Below are 20,427 nucleotides of genomic sequence, written 5' to 3' on the forward strand. Positions count from 1 at the left end.
TGCGCCCGGCGCTTCCTAGCCTGCCGCCATGTCCGCACACGATGAACAGCAGATCCAGGCCGCCAACGACTCCGGCAGGACACCCGTGGTCTTCGTCCACGGGCTGTGGCTGCTGCCCAGCAGCTGGGACCGCTGGGTGGACCACTTCGACCAGGCGGGTTACGCCGCCGTCTCGCTCTCCTGGCCCGACGACCCGGACACCGTGGCGGAGGCCAACAGCCACCCCGAGGTTTTCGCCGGCAAGACCGTCGGGCAGGTCGCCGACCACCTGGCGGACCTGATCGGCCGTCTCGACCGCAAGCCGGCCGTCATCGGCCACTCCTTCGGCGGGCTGCTCGCCCAGATCCTCGCCGGCCGCGGCCTGTCCGCCGCCTCGGTCGCCGTCGACCCGGCCCCCTTCCGCGGCGTCCTGCCCCTGCCCGTCTCCGCGCTCCGCTCGTCCGCGCCGGTGCTGAGCAACCCGGCCAACCGCCACCGCGCGGTCCCGCTCACCTTCGAACAGTTCCGCTACGCCTTCGCCAACGCGGTCAGCGAGGAAGAGGCCAAGGAACTCTTCGAGACGTTCGCCGTCCCGGCCCCCGGCGCCCCGATCTTCCAGGCCGCCACCGCCAACCTCAACCCCTGGACGGAGGCCAGGGTCGACACCGGGAACCCCGACCGCGGCCCGCTCCTGATCATCTCCGGCGAGAAGGACCACACCGTCCCGTGGGCCATCGCCAACGCCTCCTACAAGCAACAGCAGCACAACCCCGGCATCACCGAGATCACCGAGATCCCGAACCGGGGCCACGCCCTCACCATCGACAGCGGCTGGCAGGAAGTCGCCGAAACGGCCCTGACGTTCGTCCGCCGCTTCGCCTGAACAGATCCGGGCCGCCGCCACCGCTCCCGAGGGGGGTGGCGGCGGCCCGGCCCCACGCTCGCCCACGCGGTGGCCTACATGGTCCTCGGCATCCGGTCCCCTGTGCCCACTCGTGCGCCGACTCACCGACGACGTCGCCGAGGTCCCCGTGGCCCGGGTCCGCCGGGTGGTCGAGGACCTCGTCGAAACGGGCCGTCGGCGCGCGAGTCCATGGCGCCCGGAGAGTGTGCTGCCGGGCGGCCGGACCGCGGAACCGATCGACTCAGCCGCCGCTCTTGCGCCGGAACGACCGCTGGCTCGCAGCCGGGCCGTTCGTCCTTCGGACCTTCGACGCGTCGACGTTCGCGGCGAGTTCGGCGGAGTCCGCCTGCACACCACGCTTGCGCGCCAGGGCCTCCCGGAACTTGCGTTTCAGGTCGTAATGGCCGTCGCTGTCGGGCACCAGAGCGGACGTACCGGGGTCAGCCGGCTCCGAACCTTCTGTGGACGCGGACTCCGTGGTCATGGTGGCCTCCTGAGTTCGGACGGTGGGAAGCACAGCTTGTCATGCCGAGCGCAGTGCGGGGCGCGACGGCGTCATCGTGCTCAGCCGCCGCGCCGCACCGCGGCCGCCCTGCGCGCCTCGGCGAGCCTGCGGGCCTCTTCGGCCTTTCGTGACTTGCCGCCGGCACCGCGGGAGGTGTCCTTGCCGGTGCCCAGGCCGCGGAAGGGAACGTTGCTGTTCTTGGGCCGGGGTACGGCCGGCCCGCCGTCGAGCGGAGTGCCCGAGGGAGCCTTGGCACCGGTGATCCGGCTCAGCTCCGCCTCGCCCGAGCGCACCTTGGTGATCGTCGGCTCGACGCCGGCCTCTGCCATCAGCCGGCTCATCTCGCGGCGCTGGCCCGACAGGACCAACGTGACGACGCTGCCGGACTCGCCGGCTCGGGCGGTGCGGCCGGCGCGGTGCACATAGTCCTTGGGGTCGGTGGGCGGATCGACGTTGACCACGAGGTCGAGGTCGTCGACGTGCAGGCCGCGGGCCGCGACGTTGGTCGCCACCAGGACGGTGATCTGGCCGTTCCTGAACTGCGCGAGAGTCCGTGTGCGCTGCGGCTGGGACTTGCCGCCGTGCAGGGCCGTGGCCTGCACTCCGCTGGCCCGCAGATGCCGGGTGAGCTGGTCGACGGCGTGCTTGGTGTCCAGGAACAGCAGTACGCGGCCGTCACGGGCGGCGATCTCCGTGGCGACGGCGTACCGGTCGGGGCCGTGGACGAGCAGGACGTGGTGGTCCATCGTCGCGACCGCGCCCGCGGAAGGATCGACCGAGTGGACGACGGGGGCGTGGAGGTAGCGGTGGACCAGGTGGTCGACGTCGCGGTCCAGGGTGGCCGAGAACAGCATCCGCTGGCCCTCGGGGTGCACCTGGTCGAGCACCTCGGTGACTTGCGGCAGGAAGCCCATGTCGCACATCTGGTCGGCCTCGTCGAGGACGGTGATCCGTACTCGGCCCAGGCGGCAGGCCCTGCGCTCGACGAGGTCGTGCAGACGGCCGGGGGTGGCCACGACGACCTCGGCCCCGTCGCGCAGCGCAGCGGCCTGCCGGCCGATCGACATGCCGCCGACGACCGTGGCCATCCGCAGCCGGAGCGCGTCGGCGTACGGCGCGAGCGCCTCGGTGACCTGCTGGGCCAGCTCCCGGGTGGGCACCAGGACCAGCGCGAGGGGCTGCTTCGGTTCCGCGCGCCGCCCAGCCGTCCGTGCGAGCAGCGGCAGGCCGAAGGCGAGCGTCTTGCCCGATCCGGTGCGCCCGCGCCCCAGGATGTCGCGTCCCGCAAGCGCATCGGGCAGCGTGGCCGCCTGGATCGGGAAGGGCTCCCGCACACCGTGTTCGTCGAGCGTTCGCAGCACCTCGGCGGGCAGGTCCAGGTCGGCGAAGGAGGCGGGGTGATCCATGAGGAGCCTTCCGTATGGGGAACGTACCGAGGAAGGCCCGGTAGGCACGAGCAGCCGACGAACAAGGGAAACCGAACAGCCGAAGTCGCCAACGCAAAAGCATGAGAATAACACGAAGTGACAGTCCCGCGTCGTGGGGCTGATCGCCCCCTGCACTGAAGCCGTCGGCTTCCTGGCACAGGACGGACCGGGAGGGCTTCGACGCGGTCTGCTCGGTGTACGGCGCCGTCTGGTTCACGGATCCGGCCCGGCTTCTGCCCGCCGTCCGTGAGCGGCTGCGGGCGGGCGGCCGGCTCGCGTTCTCCCAGCGGCCTCCGGTCGACGGCTGCTACGGCTGCCAGGACGACGAAACCCCGTCCATCTGAAGGGGACTGACGCTGCCTCGCAGGTGTAAACGTTCCTGCATTCCCAGGCTGTGGTGGGGCGGGTGGGACTCGAACCCACGGCCGACGGGTTATGAGTCCTTTGAGGATCTTGGCGGCCCTTGCCGATCCGTGCTCATCTTTGACGTTTTCCCAGTTCGGACGTGCTGATCATTGCCTGCGGCCCTTTCAATGACCCCTGAGCGTATTCGAGCTGGGCGCGCGATGGCGCTCCCCCAGGTACAGGGGTCGTGCATCAATCCCTGGCACCACAGGCGATTCCGTCCACCGCGGACTGCCCATGATCCTGGGTCGCGGCACGCCGATCAGCCAAGGACGTATGTCTCGTCACCGAAGTCGGCGACGATCTTCAGCTTGCCGCCGAGCGCCTTGACATGGGCAGCGAGGGTGTCGACCTCGCTACGCTCCAGTCGACCCTTCTCGATGCGTGAGACGCGGGCCTGGGTGACACCCACGGCTTCGGCAACCTGGACCTGTGTGCTCTCACCGCCTCCGAAGGGAATGGCGGTAGGCGGGTTCCGGATCAGCCGGTGTCGAGGCCGTCGATCAGGCGGCCGAGGAAGCGGCTGAACGTGGCTTCCGGGGTGAGGGGGCGTCCTGGCGAGGCGAGGGCTTCGGCCAGCTCCGGGTGGTGGCCGTCCGTTGCGACAGCGGCGAGGTAGCGGGCCTCGGCGGCGGCCCGGTTGGGTGACCGCGCGGCCGCGGCCTGCGCGATCTCGTAGGTGACGTGCCCTGCTACGAACGCGGTGAGCTGGGCGAAGACCTCCAGGTTCGCCGCGCCGTCCAGTCCGGTGGGCCGCAGGGCGGCGAGTGCCCGTTCCAGGAAGGCCAGGGTGTTGGGGCCGAGTGCCCGGCGGGTGGACAGGGCGCCGGGCAGCCAGGGGTGCCGCAGCATGAGGGCACGCTGGAGATGGGCGATGGTTTTCAGGTCGGCGCGCCAGTCGCCGGTGAGTGCGTCCGTCGTCGGCAGTTCGCCGCTGACGTGGTCGACCATCAGTTCCAGCAGCGTCTCCTTGTCGGGGGCGTAGCTGTAGAGCGACATGACACCGGCTCCGACCTGTGCGGCGACCCGCCGCATGGTGACCGCGTCGAACCCTTCGGCGTCCGCCAGGGCGACGGCCGCCACCGTGATCGCCTCGCGGCTGAAGGCGGGCCTGCGCCCCCTGCGGGGCCCTGTGTGGCCCAGCCAGAGCTGTTGGGGGTCGACGCCGCCGGCGTCGGACGCTCCATCACGGGTCACGATCTCCACAGTCCCCTTCTCTTCACTGCGGCCCTTGCGGGAGTCATCATCCCCTCCACTATTCTCGTACGTGGTACGAGAATAGTGGAGGGGATGATGGCATCACCCACGCACGACGCCGCGTCGAACCCGGCCTGGACGCCGCCCTCCGGGAAGCCACCGTGGTCCTCGCGGATGATGCGAGCGATCTGGCACGGCCTCCCGGCCAAACGGCACGAAGCCGGCTGGGAGCCCGGGCTGGTGACTCCGGCCGCCGACGGCAGCCCGCTGATCACGGATCACTACTTTCCTCGCGCTCAGGGCGACTTCCCCACCCTCGTCGTGCGTTCGCCGTACGGCAGGGGCCTGCCGTGGTCACCCATGTACGGCATGCTCTTCGCCGAACAGGGTTTCCACGTGATCCTGCAGAGCTGCCGCGGCACCGGCGGCTCGGGCGGTCGGTTCGATCTGTGGCGCAACGAGGCCGCCGACGGCCAGGCCACGGTGTCCTGGCTGAGAGAGCAGCCCTGGTTCAACGGAACACTGGGCACGGTCGGCCCCAGCTACCTGGGTTATGTGCAGTGGGCGCTCGCCCTGGACCCGCCGCAGGAGCTGAAGGCGATGGTGGTGCAGGTGGGCCTGCACGATCCCTACGCCCTGTTCTACGCGGACGGCGCACTTCGGCTGGAGAACGCCCTGCTTGTCGGCATCGGTATGACATACCAGCACCGGGGGATGGCATCGTTCGCGAGAGCGACACTGCGCCTGCAGCGCCGACTGCGCTCAATTACCACCGCGCGGCCCCTGCGCGGGGCGTGCATATCAGCCTTCGGGCACGAAGCGCCCTGGCTGGACGAGGTGATGACACACCCGGATGCCAACGATCCGTACTGGAGCGACGCGTCCCCGGGAAAGGCAGCGGAGCGGCTGAACGTGCCCACCAGCCTGATCACCGGGTGGCACGACGCGCTGGCCGACCAGACCTTCGAACAGTACGGCCGACTGCGTCGGGCCGGATGCGAGACAGCCCTGCTCGTCGGCCCCTGGACCCACACCTCCGCGCTTCAACAGGGCTGGCCCGAGGTGTTCGCCGAGAGCCTCGCCTGGCTGCGCGCGCACCTGTGCGCCGAGCCTTCCGGCCTGCGCCCCACCAAAGTGCGCGTCCACGTCGGCGGCGAGGACGCATGGCGGGACCTCGATGACTGGCCGCTGTCCCCGGCGGCCACATCATGGTTCCCCGCCCCGGACGGGTATCTCACCCAGCAGCCCGCCACGGACGCCGCACCGCTGACGTCCTTCCGCTACGACCCGGCGGCCCCCACCCCGTCACTCGGTGGCCCTCTGCTCTCCCCGGCTGCCGGACCTCGTGACAACCGCACCCTGGAGGCCCGGAAGGACGTCCTGACGTTCACCGGCCCGCCGCTGACCGAGCCCATGGACATCCTCGGCCCGGTCTCCGCACGGCTGAGCATCTCCACGGACACCGGATACGCCGACGTCTTCACCCGCCTGTGCGACGTGGACGCACAAGGACGTTCCACCAACGTCTGTGACGGGCTCGCACAGCTGAAGACGGTCGGGCAGGCACCTTCGAAGGTCACCGTACCGATGAGCTTCACCGCCCACCGCTTCGCCGCCGGTCACCGTATGCGCTGGCAGATCAGCGGAGGCGCCCATCCGCGCTACGCCCGGAATCCCGGTACCGGCGAGTCGTCGCTCGACGCCAGGGAATTCACACCGGTACGAATCACCCTCCATGCGGACTCGGCCTTGCTGCTTCCCCGGGGCGCCAAGCCCGGGCAACCCCTCGGCGCTCAGGAGCCCGACACGTAGACAGCAGGCCCAGCCGAAGGAGGAACGACACAGCGGCGGACCGGGGCGGCAGGGTGACCTCGCCATCCGCGACGACTCCTCCACACCGGTACCGGCGGTGCCACGCAGTGGCGGCGTCCAGGCAGCGGGTCGTCCACAGCACCGCGCCGTCGGGCACCGGCCCGGTCGGGCCGAGGCGGAGTTTCGAACCCGACAACATGCAATCCCGAGGTCGTCGGCAGGTCGTCGGCGCTTTTGATCGCCCGCATCGCTGCCGATCAGACGGGTCAGCTCCATCCTGGGGAGCGTGCGTGACGCGCTGCTCATGCAGCATGAGCAGCGGATTGCGGTCCAGGGAAACGGAGTTGGCGTCCAGCACCTCACGGTGGACGCTTCAGCGGGTCAGAAGCTGCTTCTGGTGGGGCGGGTGGGACTCGAACCCACGGCCGACGGATTATGAGTCCTTTGAGGATCTTGGCGGTCCTTGCCGATCAACGCTCATTTTCGACGTTTTTCCAGGTCAGACGTGCCGATCCGTGTCAGTCCCGTGTGGTGCTTGTCGATGTGTTCCTGCCCTTGTGGCCCCTCAATGGCCCCTGGGGGTCGATGAGTTGGACACTCACCACAGCAGCAGTCACGTCCGTGCAGTTGAGCCAAGGGGATAGAACCCTCGCACAGCGGATTCCCTTGCCGATGCGAGGGTGCTCCACCCCTGGTACCGGGGTGGAGCAGCATCGTCGACTTTCAACCGGCGATCAACCGAGGACGTGGTCGCGAGGGTGTCGACCTCGCTACGCTCCAGTCGACCCTTCTCGATGCGTGAGACGCGGGCCTGGGTGACACCCATGGCTCCGGCAACCTGGACCCGTGTGGTGTGCTGCCGCTTCCGCAACCCGGCGAGGCGGTGCACACGAGAGGCCCGGACCATCGCCTGCGCCCCCTTCTGGATCTGCCCCTTCTCGGCGTCGGTGAAGGCGAAATCCTCGGCCAGGTATCCCCAGGAGACGGCTTGCGGATCCTTGAGGTGATCAATCTTCGCGCCCCGTCCTCTCCACCGATGCGCTTCAGATGCGCCGCGTACGCCTGCTCCGCCTGAGGCACGACGACGCGGTACCAGCCTGACCAGTTGCCGGCCCCGTCACCTTGTCGGCCCCGTCACCGCCGACGGGGATCACGGCCTGACGGTCCGGGTCGAACACGAACAACCACCGCACTTCCGTGGCACCCGGCGACCCAGGGTGAAGCTCTTCGAGGTTCGGCAGCGCCGAACCCTTGATCGTGTCCACCAGAGGCCGACCCAGCGCGGGGCCTTCCTCCTGAAGGGCAGTGACAGCCTGACTGACCTGAAGCAGAGTGTCGCGGTCAGTGCGGCGCAGGCCGTGAAGCCATGACAGAGCCGGCTCGACGATGGGTCCCCTTGCTTGCACCACGAGCCAGCCACTGGTGACCCGCTCACATCTCTGCGGGCAGTTTCCAGAACTACCTGTGCGGCCCGCGTTCCTGTCCTGCGACGGGGTCCAGCAGCCGACGGATGCGCTCGTACTCGGCGGCCATCTGCGGTGTGGCGAGGATGTCATCGAGGTCGGCGGCCACCTCGTGGTCGATGTCCTCGATGGAACGGATGGCGAGTTCGTAGAGCTCGCCACGCCGGTTCTGCTCCAGGTAGCTCTTCCAGTGCGCCAACGCGGTGATGGCGGTGAGGACCGTGGGGTCCAGATCGTCCTCGACCAAGATGCCGTCGTAGATCGTCGCGAGATTGTCGTGTAGCTCGGCGGCGCTCATCGTCAGGACGTTCGCGCAGGCGGTGGTCAGTGCGGCCTGGGCTTCTTCGGTGAGTTCGTCCTCGGCCGCGCCGTGAAGCAGCTCCGACCGCACCAGACGAGTGACCGTCTGTTCACCGAAGGCACGGACGCCATCCTCGGTGGCCCCCACGACCAGCCGGAGAACGTCTGCCTCAAGCTCGCTGTACTTCACGCCCGCAGCTTAAGCGGGGCATCACCCCTGCCCGCCCGCAACCCGAGAGACCTTGGGGAACACGGCCACCGCGGCGGGACGCCGCCATGCCCAAACGGTGAAAACACCCCGACCATGCGCCAGTCGTCGATCAACGACGTCTCCTCACCCCTACCGAAAAAGCCGATTAGTCTGCCGGAATGGAGATCGTCGCACGGTCGCCCGCCGTCGGCGTGGGGCAATGAACGGCTTCGCGGGGCACGTGTGGGTGCTCTTCCTCGTCGCGGCGGTCTGCTCGCTGATCATGGTTTATCTGCTGGCCGTACGCAGGACCGCCGGTTCCTCCCTCACGGGAGCCGTCGTGCTCACGCTGGCCGTCGCCGCGATCCCCGCTGTACGCGGTGAACCGCCGCACTACGTGGCGGGGGTCGCGCTGACGGCCGGTGGGGTGGTGGCGGTCGTCTGGGCGACGGGCCGCTCCCGTCGGCACCGGTCGGCCCGCCGGTCCGCGCTGGCGGACTACGAGGCCGGCACGGCGGCGGTCCCGCTGTTCGCGGCGCTGGCGGAACGGGACCGGCTGGCGGCGGAGCTGCACGACGTGGCCGCGCATCGGCTGACCGGGATCGTGGTGGCCGCGGGCGCCGCGCTCAGGCTCGCCGACCGGGAACGGACCGGTGACGCGCTGCGCCACGCCGACGAGGCGGGCCGGGAGGCCGTCCGCGAACTGGAGCGCCTCACCGAGCTGGACACGACCGCGGCCGGCTTCACCGAGGTCGACGCGCTGGCCGCCGCGCACGCGGTGGATTACCGGCGCACGGTCGACAAGGCACCGGCCCGCAGTACGGAAGCGGCGTACCGGGTGGTCCGGGAGGCGTTGACCAACGCGGCCCGGTACGCCGAGGGCGCGACCGTGTGCGTCCGGATCGAGCCGACGGACGACCGGGACGAGCCCGTACGGGCCGGCGGCGATCACCTGTTCGTCGTCACCGTCACGGACGACGGCGGTACTTCCGTCGAGCCGGGCCTCGGGACCGGGCGCGGTCTCGCGGGGCTGGCGGCCACGGTCACCGCGACGGGCGGGACGTTCCGCGCGGGACCCGTGGGGCAGGGCCGTCGAGAGGGCTGGCGCGTGCGGGCCTCGCTGCCTGCGGCGACGGTTCTTCCCCGCCGCCGGCGGCCCCGGTGGCGGGGGACGGCCGCGCTCGACTACGCGCTGGTGGCCCTGGCGATCGCACTGTCGCTCGGTGCGAGCCTGCTGTCGGCCGACGTACCGGCTCCGTTCGGCGGTTTGCTGCCCGCGCTGGTGACCGTCGTGCTGTCGGGCCTGCACGCCGTGCCGCTGGCCTGGCGTTCACGGTCGCCCGGCCGCGCGCTCGCGGCGGTGCTGTCGGCGCTGCTGCTGTGGTGGGCCTGCGACCGGGCGGGCTGGACCCAGCCGCCGGTGAGCGACATCTTCCTGGTGTACGGCTGGGTCGAGCTGACGCTCGTCCACAGCGTCGGTTTGAGTCTGCCGTGGCGCCGAGGCCTGTTCGCGCCGCTCACCGTGGCCGCCGTGGGCGGGCTCGCGCTGGCGAGCGGCAGTGGCATCACCGGCAGCCGGACGGCGGCCTGGGCCGTGCTGGCGGGCGTGCTGGCCCTCCCCGCCCTCGCCGTCTGGTCGTGGGGGCGCCGGACCGCCCGGCGGCATGAGCGGCTGTGGACCGCGGACGCCCGGCGGCGGGTTCTGCTCGACGGGGACGCCGACGCGGCGGTGTCCGCGCAGCGTCTGCTGTTCGCCACCGGGCTGCGGGACACGGCGCTCCGGCACGCGCGGGCGGTCGTCGCCGCGGCGGAGGAGGGGGATCTGCGAGCCGTGCGGGAAGAGGCCCGCGCGGGACTGACCGCGCTGCGGGACCTGCTGTCCGGGCTGCGTACGGGGGACGACGCCGACGACGCCCCTCCGCCCACCGTCTCCGGGATCACCGCGCTGGCCGCGCGCTACGGCGCCGTCGTCCGGTACGCCGGAGCACGCCGTCCGCTGCCCGCCGCCGTGGAGGTCTTCGCGTACCGGACCGCCTCCGCGCTCATGGCCGTGGGCGTCACCCTCACCGTGCGCACGCTCTCCGACGGCGTGGAGGTCTCCGGTCCGGCGCCCACCGTCCCCGATGCGGAGCGGCGGCTGCGCGCCCTCGCGGACGCCGCCGGCGGTACCCTCTCGACGACCGGCCGCGGTGCGGTCCGCGTGTGGCTCCCGGAGGCGTTCGCATGGCGATCAGAGTGACCGTCGCGGACGACCAGGCCGTCGTACGGGCCGGGATCGCGGCGATCCTCGACGCGGAACCCGACCTGTGCGTCGTCGGGCAGGCGGGGGACGGCGACACGGCGGTCGAACTCGCGCTGTCGGCGCGGCCGGACGTCGCGCTGATGGATGTCCGCATGCCGGGGATCGGCGGACTCGCGGCGACCGCCGCGATCACCGAACGCAGCCCCGCGACCCGTGTTCTGATGCTGACCACCTTCGGTCTCGACGAGTACCTGTTCGCCGCGCTGCGCGCCGGGGCCGCCGGTTTCCTGCTCAAGGACGCGGAGCCGGAGCGGGTGATCGACGCGGTACGGGTGGTCCACGGGGGCGCCGCACTGCTCGATCCCGCGGTGACCCGCAGGCTGATCGACCGGTTCACGGACGGGCCCGGTCCGCTCGACGCGACCCGGCTCGACCTGCTCACCCCGCGCGAGACGGAGGTGCTGCGGCAGGTCGCACGGGGGCTGTCCAACGCGGAGATCGCGGCGGTGCTGGGGGTGAGCGCGGCGACCGTGAAGGACCACGTGTCGGTCGTGCTGGGGAAGTTGGGGGTGCGGGATCGGGTGCAGGCGACGATCGCGGCGTATGAGACGGGGTTGATCAGGCCGGGTGGTGGGGGGTGAGGGCGGGGGTGGATGTCTCTGCCGGGCGCGGGAGTGTCGATCCAACTGCCGGGCAGCCCCTGACACTTGGCGCGGCACCGCGCCTGCCGTACCTTAGCCGGTTCCCCCGCCGTGAGGAGGGGACGACACCCCGCCGCACGGCGGCCTTCACCCCCGCCGAAACCGTCCCTGAGCTGGACGGACAGCGCGCGTCGGCTTTCTAGCCTCGAAGGCATGTCACGCATACTTCTCCACCATGTCGCCGGCGGGGTCCTGCTGTTCCTGGCGCTCCTGCTGACCCCTGCCGTGGCAGTGGCCGGTTTCCTCGCCGCGGCGTTCGTCACCGCGAGCGTGCCAATCCTGGTCGTCGTCGGTCTCGTCTGCGGCGCCCTGGCCGGCGGGCTGCTGGGCCGGGCGGCGTTCGCCCTGTTCGGGCTCGCACGCCGCCCGGCGCGGCGGGCGTCCGCGTTCCTCACGGCCGGCCTGACCGCGGCGGTCGCCGTCCTCGCCGCCGTCACCGTCCTCCGTCCGATGCCCACCACGACGGCCGCCCCCGTCCCGCCCGGCGTGCGGTTCTGGGATCTGCCGACCGGTTCACGCATCGCCTACGTCCACGCCCCCGCCACAGGCAAGGCCAGACCCACCCCGGTGATCTTCCTGCACGGCGGTCCCGGCACCCCCGGCGAGGGCGTCCCCACCGGGGGCCGTGAACTCGCGGCGGACGGCTTCGACGTCTACTCCTACGACCAGCTCGGCGCCGGCCGCTCCACCCGGCTGCGGGACGTCACCGGATACACCGTCGCCCGCCAGGTCGCGGACCTGGAAGCGATCCGGCGCACACTCGGCGCCGACCGGATCATCCTGGTCGGCCAGTCCTGGGGCGGATCACTCACCGCCCAGTACCTGGCCGCCCATGGCGAACACGTCGCCAAAGCGGTCTTCACCTCGCCGGGCGCGCTGTGGGGCCGTCAATACCCCGGCTCCAGCGCCGGGGAACCCTGGAACCGCCTCTCCCCCGCCCGGAAGGCCCGGCTCGACCGGCTGAACAGCGCACCCCGCATCATCGCGGCGAGCCTGCTCCTCCGGATCAACCCCGGCGCCGCGCACGCCCTGGTCGGCGACCGCGAGGTCGACCACTGGATGCACGAAGTCGCCCTCCAGGGAAAGGACAGCACCTCGTGCGAGGACGCTCCGCCCACCACGGCGCACGACAACCCTCAGGGCTTCTACAGCAACCAGATGACCGTCAGGGACTTCGAGAAGCTTCCCGACCCCCGGCCCCGTCTGCGCACCCTGCGCGTCCCCTCTCTGATCATGCGAGGGGAGTGCGACTTCATCAAGCCCACCGTGACCGCCGAGTACCAACAGACCCTCGCAGGCTCCGAGTCGGTGACCGTCAAGGGAGCCGGACACTCCATCTCAGGCGAACAGCCCGGCCGCTACACCGCACTGCTGCGGGCCTTCCTCCTGGACGAACCCCAGCCGACAGGCACCGGCTGAGCCCGGAACGGGCGGTCGGGCCAAGGGAGCTCTGCGCGGGCCGCCTGCGCCTCAGGTCTCCAGGACCTGCCGGGGTCCCGGAGACCGAAGCGGTCGTCCGGTGTTCAGCCGAGGACGACCTGAATCTCCCGGAAGCCGTGGATGAGGAACGACGGCACCTGGTCGAAGGGCTGGTCCTCGACGAGGATCAGGCGGGGGAAGCGGCAAAGAGCGCGAGCAGGGCGGTGAGCGCCCCGGCACGGGCCAGGAGGCACCGAGGAAGTGGTGTGCACCGTGACCGCAGGCCACCTGCCGCCGAACAACACGAGGTGTGCCATCGGCACGCAAGCCGCCGGCACCCCTGGCGCTGCCGACCCGGTGCTCGGCTCCCGCGCTGGGACAACAGCCCGTGCCGCGCAACCCGCAAACGGGGCAACTGATCGGCCCTGAGAAACCGTCGGCCTGGACACGGCCGCGCCGTCCCGGCCCCTGTACGGCCCCTGGGTCCCGGTATCGGCCCTCACAGCAGTCACCCGGACGCCGAGCGACGACCTAGATCGCTCACTCCGCCGCAGGTCAGAGGGGTTGGAGCTCCCTCAAGCGCCACCGGACTCCGAACCCACGGGCAGCGGATTCAGTCCATTCAGGCAAAGTTGACGCTTCAACACCCAAAAACAATCGTTTCCGCAGGTCAGAGACCTGCACAGGTGGGGCGGGTGGGACTCGAACCCACGGCCGACGGATTATGAGTCCTTTGAGGATCTTGGCGACCCTTGCCGATCAATGCCCATCTTGGCCGTTTTCCCAGCTCAGACGAGGTTTGGGACCTCAGTCCTTCCCGGCCCCTGTCAGTCTTTCCCGATCCTTGTGTCCAACCTGCGTCCAGAACGCGTCCTGGAAGGACAAGCCTGGCTGAGTACGGAGACCATCTCCCCCGCTCGGAAGCGGGTCTCGAACCCACGCGCAACGGATTGGCTTACCGACGGGATGATGCTCCACCCCTCGTCCCGGGGTGGAGCATCATCCCTTACTTCACGAAGCGAGTCAGCCTTCCGGACTGCGCGTAAACCTGGGCCCCGGCCTTTCCATCAGATCAGCCGAGGACATAGGTCTCATCACCGAAGTCAGCCACGATCTTCAACTTGCCGCCGAGCGCCTTGACATAGGCAGCGAGGGTGTCAACCTCGCTGCGCTCCAGTTGGCCCTTCTCGATGCGTGAGACGCGGGCCTGGGTGACACCCATGGCTTCGGCAACCTGGACCTGGGTGGTGTGCTGCCGCTTCCGCAACTCGGCGAGCCGGTGGACACGGGAGGCCAGGACCATCGCCTGCGCCCCCTTCTGAATCTGATCCTTCTCGGCATCGGTGAAGGCGAAATCCTCGACCAGGTCGTCCCAGGAGACGGCCTGCGGGTCCTTGAGGTGATCAGTCATCGTTCCCCGTCCTCTCCATCGATTCGCTTCAGATGCTCCGCGTATGCCTGCTCCGCCTGAGGCACCGCGACGCGGTACCAGCCGGACCAGTTGCCCGCCTTGTCACCGCCGACCAGGATCACGGCCTGCCGGTCCGGGTCGAACACGAACAGCAACCGTACTTCCGTGGCCCCTGCCGAGCCGGGGCGAAGCTCCTTGAGGTTCGACAGCGCCGAGCCCTTGATCGTGTCCACCAGAGGCCTACCCAACGCGGGGCCTTCCCCTTGAAGGGCGGTGACAGCCTGGCTGACCTGAAGCAGAGTGTCGCGGTCAGTGCGGCGCAGGCCGTGAAGCCAGGACAGAGCCGGCTCGACCACGACAATCTTCCAAGCCATGCCCGCGTCCCCCATCTGCAATTTATTACACTGACAGCATACACCACTGACATCATAATGGCAGATGTGAGGTCATGCTGGCCCGGTCGATTCGGCCGACCCTCGGGTCCTGTACCGGGAGGCGGCACGGATGCAATCGCCGTCCACGGGGTCGGGGAAATCGGAATGGTCACCGGCCAGCGTGACCGCGGTGGCGCGCAGCGTGGACTCCCGAACCTCGACCGCGGCGCCCCCAACCAGCGAACCCGCCAACGACGCCCCCTGGTGTGCTGGTGAACGCGAGGGACCCAACAAGCGCGGACAGCAGCGGCAGAGCAGCCGGACCCGGGCTCCGACCTTGCGGACCGCGCCTTGCAACGAGACGGTCTCGCCGAGCGGCAGGTAGGTGGTAGAGGAAGAGGTGTCTTGTGCCGCTCGACGAGGGTCAGGGCTTCGACGACGGGGCTTGTGCCGGTCGCTGGAGAAGCGGAGGCGGCGTTGGTCGCCTTCATCTGGCGACCAGGTCCTTGAGCGTTTTCGCCCCGTCTGCCGCCGGGAGGGTCTTCGAGATGTACACCGGCCAGAGCAACCGCCCCCACGCGCCGCTGCTCCACCCCGGGGCCCGGGGTGGAGCAGCATCCCTGACGTCCACCGGCTCGTCCGATCAGGCGGCGGGACGTTGCCCCGAACGCCGGGGACGGGACATCGGCCCTACTGACCACCGCGCAGGCATCACGCCGGGCCGCCCTCGTGGGTCAGTCCGTTCTGATGCTGTCCAGCACGTTCAGCCTCGCGGCCCGTCGGGCCGGCCACAGCGCCGCCAGCAGACCCACCAGCGCCGCACCGGCGATGTACGCGGCGAGCTGCGCGTACGGCAGAACGGTCGTGAGCCCGGTCATCGCGCTGCTCAGCAGCCGTACGCCGGCCCAGGCCAGGAAGCTGCCGATGGCGATGCCCAGTGCCGCGCCGAAGGACGCGATCAGGACCGACTCCAGGCGGACCATCCGCCGCACCGCAACGCGGGACAGTCCGACCGCTCTGAGCATGCCTATCTCGCGCTTCCGCTCCAGTACGGCCATGGCAAGGGTGTTGACGACGCCCAGGGCCGCAATGACCACGGACAGGGCGAGCAGTGCGTACATGGCGTCCAGCAGCAGGTTGATCTGCGAACTGAAGTGGTCCCGCATCTGCTGCTTGGTACGGACGTTGATGAGCGGGTTGTCGCCGGTGGAATCCTTGAGCGCCTGTTGCAGTGACGCGGTGGCCCCGGTGGCCCCCTTGACCAGGACCGTGCTGTAGAACGGAGCGGTGGTGTGCGGGCTCAGCACCGACCGGCTCATCAGCACGGATCCGAGTACCTCACTGTTCTGGTAGACCCCGCCGACCGTCAACCGGCCGCTGCTGCCGTCCGGATAGGTCACCGGGACCGTACTGCCGACGGCCCAGTCGTCGTTGACCACGTGGTCCTGGTCGACCAGGATCTCGCCCCGCCGCAGGGCCGCGGTGGAGCCGCTGACCATGTTCGGGACGATCAACTGGTCGAAGCTCTTCGCGTCGACGCCGGTGACGGGAAGGTCCTTGCCGCCCGAGCGGAGGCGCTGGTCGTCCAGCGCGCTGTACGCGGCCACGCCCGGGGTCCTGGCGATCTCGGGCAGCAGCGTCGGAGCGACCGGCAGACTGAGCAGCGCACTGACCGCGTAGTCGGCCCTCATGTTCTGGGTGACCTGCTTGTCGATGGCGTGGGTGACGGACGCGCCGAGGACCGTCAACGCGCTGATCAAGGTGATACCGACGGTGAGTGCCGAGGCGGTAGCGGCGGTGCGCCGCGGGTTGCGCGCCGCGTTCTGCCGGGCCAGCGTGCCGGAGATCCCGAACAGCCGGGTGCAGAGCGGGCCGACCAGTGCGATCGCCGGCCGGGCCAGTGCGGGAGTGAGAACGAACGCTCCGACCAGCGTGCTCACCGCACCACCCGCGACCAGCAGGTTACCGGCCGAGCCACCCCTGGCGGCCCCCCAGAGGACCAGTGCCAGGCCGACTCCGGCCAGGGCTACGCCGATGCTGTTGCGAACGACGAGGCTTTTGCGGGTGGCTGGGGTGTCGATGCCGCGCATCGCGGCGACCGGGGCCACGCGGGAGGCACGCAGACCGGGCAGCAGCGCAGCGAGGGCGGTGACCATGGTCCCGGTGAGCAGGGTGACGAGAACAGTGGTGGGCGACACGACCAGCGTGCTGGTGGAGACCTGGCTGCCCATGGAGCCCATGAGGCCCTGGAGCGCGGCACCGATGCCGATGCCCGTGACCAGGCCGGCCACCGAGGCGCCGACACCCACGAGCAGGGCTTCCAGCAGCACCGAAGTGGTGATCTGGCGGCGACTGGCTCCGATGGCCCGCAGCAGTGCCAGCTCACGGGTGCGCTGTGCGATCAGCATGGTGAAGGTGTTGGCGATGAGGAAGACGCCGACGAACAGGGCGATCCCGGCGAAGGCCAGCAGTACGTTCCGCATCCCGGACATGCCGCTCCGCGCCTTTGCCGCCGTGTCCGCGTCGAGCCGGGCGCCGGTCTTCACCGTGATGTTCTTGCTGTGCGGGACGACCGGCAGGATTTCGCCGCGCAGCTCGTTCTGGCTGGTGCCGGGTGTCGCGACGACCTGGATGCTGTCGTACTGGCCCGGCTCGAGGTAGAGGCGCTGCGCGGTGGCGGTGTCGAACAGGACGAGTGAGCCGCCGGCCCTGACCTGCGGGTCGTCGGTGGTGAAGATGCCGGTGACCGTCATCTCCAGCACCGGCCCGTTGACGGCCGCCCGCACGGTGTCGCCGATCTTGAAGCCGTTGTCGCTCGCGGTCCTTTGATCGATGGCGATCATGCCCGCCGAGGTGGGTCCGGTGCCCTGTGCCATCGGGTACTCGGGGTCCGGTCCGCCCGTGGCGGGAACCCAGTTGGCGCCCCGGGTGTTGCCGCGGCTGCCGATGAGGTCGCCGTGCGGGTCGGAGAGCCCAGCGAAGCCGGTGACGGTGCCGCGTGCCGAACGCGTTCCCGGCAGAGCGGCGATCCTGCGCACCGTGGACTCGGTCAGCGGGCTCCGGACGCCGGTGTTCTGTCCGGCCCCCGAGTCCGTGTCCGTGCTCACGGCCGTGTCGGTGACCTGGACCGAGGTCCGTGAGGAGCTGTCGGAGACACTGTCCTTGACGGACTGCCCGATCGTGTCGGAGAAGATCAGGGTTCCGGCGACGAAGGCTGTGCCGAGGAGCACAGCCAGCATCGTCATCAGCAGACGGCCTTTGTGGGCCCGCACATTGCCAAGCGCGGTGCGATACATGGTGGTCGGCTCCTCTTCAGCTGGTGCGGGCCACGGCGTCAAGACGACGCATGCGGTCCAGGACGCTGTCCGCGGTCGGGGCCCGCAGGTCGTCGACGATGCGGCCGTCCGCGAGGAACACCACGCGGTCCGCGTACGAGGCGGCGATCGGGTCGTGGGTGACCATCACCACGGTCTGTCCGAGATCGCGTACGCAGTCGCGGAGGAAGGCGAGGATCTGCGCGCCGGAGCGCGAGTCCAGGTTGCCGGTGGGCTCGTCGGCGAAAATGATCTCCGGTCGGGAGGCCAGGGCACGGGCGCAGGCCACCCGCTGCTGCTGGCCGCCCGAGAGCTGGGACGGTCGGTGGCCGAGGCGGTCGGCCAGGCCGACGGCTGCCACCAACCGGTCCAGCCATGCCTGGTCGGGCTTTCGTCCGGCGATGGCCATGGGAAGAGTGATGTTCTCCAGCGCGGTGAGTGTCGCCAGCAGGTTGAACGACTGGAAGACGAACCCGATCCGGTCCCGGCGCATCGTGGTGAGCCGCTTGTCGTCGAGGCCACCCAGTTCGGTGTCGCCGATCCGGGCTGAACCCGCGGTGACCGGTTCCAGGCCGGCCATGCAGTGCATCAGTGTGGACTTGCCGGAGCCGGACGGACCCATGATGGCGGTGAACTGCCCCCGCAGGAACTCGACACCGAGGTTGTCCAGGGCAGTGACGTGGGTCCCGCCCTCGCCGTAGATCTTGCTGAGGCCGACAGCGGACGCTGCTGCTGTGAGGGAATCGCGGGTCACCGGGCTTCTCCAGTCGTCAGGGGCTCTCAAGGTGACGGGCGTGCGGCACCCGGCGCATCTGCCTGGAGGCATACGCCGCAGGGCCGATGCCCCGCCCTGCCCGCGCGCCTACGCTCAAGCCATGCGTCCTGATCCGCGCCCCCCGCTGCCGGCCCGGCTACGGCCGGGACACCGGCTCGCGCTGGAGCTCGCGGGTTCCACCGCGTACGGCCTGTCGGCCTGGGTTCTGCCCGCCCACGGCTCCGGCCTCCGGCTCGTGGCGGCAGCCGCCGCGGCCGTACTGCTCACCGTGGCCTGGGCAGTCGGCCGGCACCGTCCGCTCGCCGCCTTCGGCGCGGCACTGCCGGCCTTCTGGCTGGCCCCGCTGGCCGAGGTCCCGCCGGGCGGGACGCTCGGATTCCTGGCGTCGGGGCCGATGGCATGGGTGCTGTACCTCGTGGCCGCCACCTGCCGTATCCGTACGGCGGCGGTCGTCCTCGTACTCTCCCTCTCCGGTGCGGTGGCCACCGCACTGCCGGACTTCACGCACCGCGGCGGGATCGTCCCCTTCGCGCTGGTCTTCGTCACCGCCTGGACGACCGGTTACGCGGTGCGGCAACGGCGCGGGTACGCGCGGGAGCTGCTCGCGCAGACCATCGCCCAGGAACGGTTGCGGATCGCCCGGGAGCTGCACGATGTGGTGGCCCACGGCATGAGCGTGATCACCGTCCAGGCGGGCTACGGACACCTGGTGATCGACGACCGGCCCGACCGGGCCCGCGCCGCGCTCGACGTCATCGCGACCACAGGCCGCGAGACAACCACCGAGATGCGGCGGCTGCTCGGCGTTCTGCGTACGGAGGACACCGCCCCCGCGCTCGCACCGGCCCCCGGGCTGGCCGACCTTGACCGGCTGCTGGCATTGACGGCCGAAGCGGGCGTACAGGTCGAGCTGGTGATCACCGGCAACCCTCGCGCCCTGCCCGTCGGGATCGACACATCGGCGTACCGCGTCGTCCAGGAGGCCCTCACCAACGTGGTGAAGCACGCCGGAACCCCCCGCGCCCGCGCCCGTATCGGCTACGGGCCTGACGAACTGCTCATCGAGATCACCGACCAGGGACAGGGCCGCCCGGGCCACATGGGACCAGGCCACGGCCTCATCGGCATGCGGGAACGGGCCGCCATGTGCGGGGGCGACTTCCGGGCCGGACCGGTGCCCGGGGGCGGTTTCCAGGTCAGCGTCCACCTGCCGCTCACCGCCCCGGACTTCACCGGAAGCCACGCATGACGGTCCGCGTCGTCGTGGCGGACGACCAGACCCTGGTACGCGCGGGCCTGTGCGGCATCATCGGCACCGCACCGGACCTGGCAGTGGTCGGCGAGGCGGCCACCGGCACCGAAGCCGTCGCCCTCGCCCTCGACACACACCCCGACGTCGTCCTCATGGACGTCCGGATGCCCGACATGGACGGCATCGAGGCCTGCCGGCGCATCACGGGCACCGGCACCGTACGGGTCCTCATGCTCACCACCTTCGACCTGGACGAATATGTCTACGGTGCGCTGCGCGCCGGAGCCAGCGGCTTTCTGCTCAAGGACGCCCCGCCGGCGGATCTGCTCGCCGCCGTCCGCGTGGTCGCCGTCGGCGACGCACTGCTCGCCCCGGGCGTCACCAGGCGGCTGATCAAGGAGTTCGCCGCCCGGTCGGCCCCCGCACCCGCGATGCCGACAGGCATCACCAAACGCGAACGCGAAGTCCTGGTCCTGGTCGCCGAGGGTCTGTCCAACTCCGAGATCGCCCGGCACCTGCACATCACCCAGGGAACCGCCAAGACCCACGTGGGACACCTCCTGACCAAACTGGGGGCCCGCGACCGGGTGCAACTGGTGGTCCTCGCCCACCGCACCGGCCTGGCCGACGGGAGCTCATAGGGCTGCCGTGGAGTGGCACGACACCACCGACCAACCAGGCGGATCACGGGGCAGACAACGGCACTGACGGCCCCCGGTCCTGGTAGAAGACCACGTTCACGACCTCCCGGAGACCA

At 70.3% G+C, this 20,427-nt stretch carries 19 protein-coding genes; 8 read left to right on the top strand and 11 right to left on the bottom strand.

All coding sequences use genetic code 11. The annotated features are described in order from the left end of the window. Positions 1-28: 28 nt before the first annotated feature. Positions 29-862 carry an alpha/beta fold hydrolase gene (locus tag ACFZB3_RS39425; protein ID WP_391385381.1) on the top strand — a complete coding sequence of 278 codons (834 nt, stop codon included), beginning with the start codon at positions 29-31 and terminating at the stop codon, positions 860-862. Between the two features lie 262 nt (positions 863-1,124). Here ACFZB3_RS39425 and ACFZB3_RS39430 read toward each other — a convergent pair whose 3' ends face one another. Next, complete coding sequence (locus ACFZB3_RS39430) at positions 1,125-1,367, bottom strand: DUF5302 family protein (protein WP_391385383.1); 243 nt, start codon at positions 1,365-1,367, stop codon at positions 1,125-1,127. 80 nt (positions 1,368-1,447) lie between these two features. Beyond that, entirely contained in the window at positions 1,448-2,794 is a 1,347-nt protein-coding gene (locus ACFZB3_RS39435) for a DEAD/DEAH box helicase (protein ID WP_391385387.1), read from the bottom strand. A 215-nt stretch (positions 2,795-3,009) separates the two neighbouring features. Between ACFZB3_RS39435 and ACFZB3_RS39440 the strand changes: the two genes are divergently transcribed. Then, positions 3,010-3,159, top strand: coding sequence for a hypothetical protein (locus ACFZB3_RS39440; protein ID WP_391385390.1), 150 nt, complete (start codon positions 3,010-3,012; stop codon positions 3,157-3,159). 323 nt (positions 3,160-3,482) lie between these two features. Here the strand turns inward: ACFZB3_RS39440 and ACFZB3_RS39445 are convergent, their stop codons facing one another. After that, a complete protein-coding gene (locus ACFZB3_RS39445; RefSeq protein WP_391385562.1) occupies positions 3,483-3,704 on the bottom strand; it encodes an XRE family transcriptional regulator in 222 nt (73 codons plus the stop codon). After that, the gene (locus ACFZB3_RS39450; RefSeq protein WP_391385393.1) at positions 3,701-4,417 is read right to left on the bottom strand and encodes a TetR/AcrR family transcriptional regulator C-terminal domain-containing protein; all 717 of its coding nucleotides are present in this window, start codon (positions 4,415-4,417) and stop codon (positions 3,701-3,703) included. The genes ACFZB3_RS39445 and ACFZB3_RS39450 overlap by 4 nt, the downstream gene beginning before the upstream one ends. A gap of 96 nt (positions 4,418-4,513) precedes the next feature. Between ACFZB3_RS39450 and ACFZB3_RS39455 the strand changes: the two genes are divergently transcribed. Further along, positions 4,514-6,229, top strand: a complete 1,716-nt coding sequence (locus ACFZB3_RS39455) for a CocE/NonD family hydrolase (protein WP_391385396.1) — start codon at positions 4,514-4,516, stop codon at positions 6,227-6,229. 613 nt (positions 6,230-6,842) lie between these two features. On the opposite strand, the gene ACFZB3_RS39460 is transcribed toward ACFZB3_RS39455, so the two are convergent. The 3 genes from ACFZB3_RS39460 to ACFZB3_RS39470 form a co-directional block, all read right to left on the bottom strand. Then, positions 6,843-7,136: a helix-turn-helix domain-containing protein gene (locus ACFZB3_RS39460; RefSeq protein WP_391385399.1), complete on the bottom strand. Its 294-nt coding sequence runs from the start codon at positions 7,134-7,136 to the stop codon at positions 6,843-6,845. 136 nt (positions 7,137-7,272) lie between these two features. Next, entirely contained in the window at positions 7,273-7,785 is a 513-nt protein-coding gene (locus tag ACFZB3_RS39465) for a type II toxin-antitoxin system RelE/ParE family toxin (RefSeq protein WP_391385403.1), read from the bottom strand. Further along, positions 7,688-8,182, bottom strand: coding sequence for a hypothetical protein (locus ACFZB3_RS39470; RefSeq protein WP_391385406.1), 495 nt, complete (start codon positions 8,180-8,182; stop codon positions 7,688-7,690). Before ACFZB3_RS39470 ends, ACFZB3_RS39465 begins: the two co-directional genes overlap by 98 nt. Positions 8,183-8,402: 220 nt before the next feature. On the opposite strand from ACFZB3_RS39470, the gene ACFZB3_RS39475 reads away from it, so the two are divergent. The 3 genes from ACFZB3_RS39475 (at position 8,403) to ACFZB3_RS39485 (ending at position 12,544) form a co-directional block, all read left to right on the top strand. Continuing rightward, complete coding sequence (locus ACFZB3_RS39475; RefSeq protein ID WP_391385409.1) at positions 8,403-10,421, top strand: histidine kinase; 2,019 nt, start codon at positions 8,403-8,405, stop codon at positions 10,419-10,421. After that, a complete protein-coding gene (locus tag ACFZB3_RS39480; protein ID WP_391385411.1) occupies positions 10,406-11,065 on the top strand; it encodes a response regulator in 660 nt (219 codons plus the stop codon). Before ACFZB3_RS39475 ends, ACFZB3_RS39480 begins: the two co-directional genes overlap by 16 nt. A gap of 213 nt (positions 11,066-11,278) precedes the next feature. Beyond that, on the top strand, positions 11,279-12,544 hold the full coding sequence (locus tag ACFZB3_RS39485) for an alpha/beta fold hydrolase (RefSeq protein WP_391385414.1): 1,266 nt from the start codon (positions 11,279-11,281) through the stop codon (positions 12,542-12,544). A 1,072-nt stretch (positions 12,545-13,616) separates the two neighbouring features. Here ACFZB3_RS39485 and ACFZB3_RS39490 read toward each other — a convergent pair. The 4 genes from ACFZB3_RS39490 to ACFZB3_RS39505 form a co-directional block, all read right to left on the bottom strand. Next, positions 13,617-13,955, bottom strand: coding sequence for an XRE family transcriptional regulator (locus ACFZB3_RS39490; RefSeq protein ID WP_391385417.1), 339 nt, complete (start codon positions 13,953-13,955; stop codon positions 13,617-13,619). Then, complete coding sequence (locus ACFZB3_RS39495) at positions 13,952-14,329, bottom strand: type II toxin-antitoxin system RelE/ParE family toxin (RefSeq protein ID WP_391385420.1); 378 nt, start codon at positions 14,327-14,329, stop codon at positions 13,952-13,954. Before ACFZB3_RS39495 ends, ACFZB3_RS39490 begins: the two co-directional genes overlap by 4 nt. Before the next feature lie 734 nt (positions 14,330-15,063). Further along, complete coding sequence (locus tag ACFZB3_RS39500) at positions 15,064-17,574, bottom strand: FtsX-like permease family protein (RefSeq protein ID WP_391385423.1); 2,511 nt, start codon at positions 17,572-17,574, stop codon at positions 15,064-15,066. 67 nt (positions 17,575-17,641) lie between these two features. After that, positions 17,642-18,397, bottom strand: coding sequence for an ATP-binding cassette domain-containing protein (locus ACFZB3_RS39505; RefSeq protein WP_391385426.1), 756 nt, complete (start codon positions 18,395-18,397; stop codon positions 17,642-17,644). Between the two features lie 121 nt (positions 18,398-18,518). On the opposite strand from ACFZB3_RS39505, the gene ACFZB3_RS39510 reads away from it, so the two are divergent. Then, positions 18,519-19,667 carry a histidine kinase gene (locus ACFZB3_RS39510; RefSeq protein ID WP_391385429.1) on the top strand — a complete coding sequence of 383 codons (1,149 nt, stop codon included), beginning with the start codon at positions 18,519-18,521 and terminating at the stop codon, positions 19,665-19,667. Then, positions 19,664-20,311: a response regulator gene (locus ACFZB3_RS39515; protein WP_391385431.1), complete on the top strand. Its 648-nt coding sequence runs from the start codon at positions 19,664-19,666 to the stop codon at positions 20,309-20,311. Before ACFZB3_RS39510 ends, ACFZB3_RS39515 begins: the two co-directional genes overlap by 4 nt. Positions 20,312-20,427: the final 116 nt, after the last annotated feature.

Origin of the sequence: Streptomyces sp. NPDC008092, from assembly GCF_042957285.1 — a bacterium.
Lineage (GTDB): Bacteria > Actinomycetota > Actinomycetes > Streptomycetales > Streptomycetaceae > Streptomyces.

Excerpts from the sequence above, each read along its gene's own strand:
- ACFZB3_RS39435 (WP_391385387.1), bottom strand. The coding sequence starts at position 2,794 with ATGGATCACCCCGCCTCCTTCGCCGACCTGGACCTGCCCGCCGAGGTG.
- ACFZB3_RS39465 (WP_391385403.1), bottom strand. The coding sequence starts at position 7,785 with ATGACATCCTCGCCACACCGCAGATGGCCGCCGAGTACGAGCGCATCC.
- ACFZB3_RS39490 (WP_391385417.1), bottom strand. The coding sequence starts at position 13,955 with ATGACTGATCACCTCAAGGACCCGCAGGCCGTCTCCTGGGACGACCTG.
- ACFZB3_RS39485 (WP_391385414.1), top strand. The coding sequence starts at position 11,279 with ATGTCACGCATACTTCTCCACCATGTCGCCGGCGGGGTCCTGCTGTTC.
- ACFZB3_RS39460 (WP_391385399.1), bottom strand. The coding sequence starts at position 7,136 with ATGGTCCGGGCCTCTCGTGTGCACCGCCTCGCCGGGTTGCGGAAGCGG.
- ACFZB3_RS39515 (WP_391385431.1), top strand. The coding sequence starts at position 19,664 with ATGACGGTCCGCGTCGTCGTGGCGGACGACCAGACCCTGGTACGCGCG.
- ACFZB3_RS39510 (WP_391385429.1), top strand. The coding sequence starts at position 18,519 with ATGCGTCCTGATCCGCGCCCCCCGCTGCCGGCCCGGCTACGGCCGGGA.
- ACFZB3_RS39430 (WP_391385383.1), bottom strand. The coding sequence starts at position 1,367 with ATGACCACGGAGTCCGCGTCCACAGAAGGTTCGGAGCCGGCTGACCCC.
- ACFZB3_RS39480 (WP_391385411.1), top strand. The coding sequence starts at position 10,406 with ATGGCGATCAGAGTGACCGTCGCGGACGACCAGGCCGTCGTACGGGCC.
- ACFZB3_RS39455 (WP_391385396.1), top strand. The coding sequence starts at position 4,514 with ATGGCATCACCCACGCACGACGCCGCGTCGAACCCGGCCTGGACGCCG.
- ACFZB3_RS39425 (WP_391385381.1), top strand. The coding sequence starts at position 29 with ATGTCCGCACACGATGAACAGCAGATCCAGGCCGCCAACGACTCCGGC.
- ACFZB3_RS39475 (WP_391385409.1), top strand. The coding sequence starts at position 8,403 with ATGAACGGCTTCGCGGGGCACGTGTGGGTGCTCTTCCTCGTCGCGGCG.
- ACFZB3_RS39500 (WP_391385423.1), bottom strand. The coding sequence starts at position 17,574 with ATGACGATGCTGGCTGTGCTCCTCGGCACAGCCTTCGTCGCCGGAACC.
- ACFZB3_RS39495 (WP_391385420.1), bottom strand. The coding sequence starts at position 14,329 with ATGGCTTGGAAGATTGTCGTGGTCGAGCCGGCTCTGTCCTGGCTTCAC.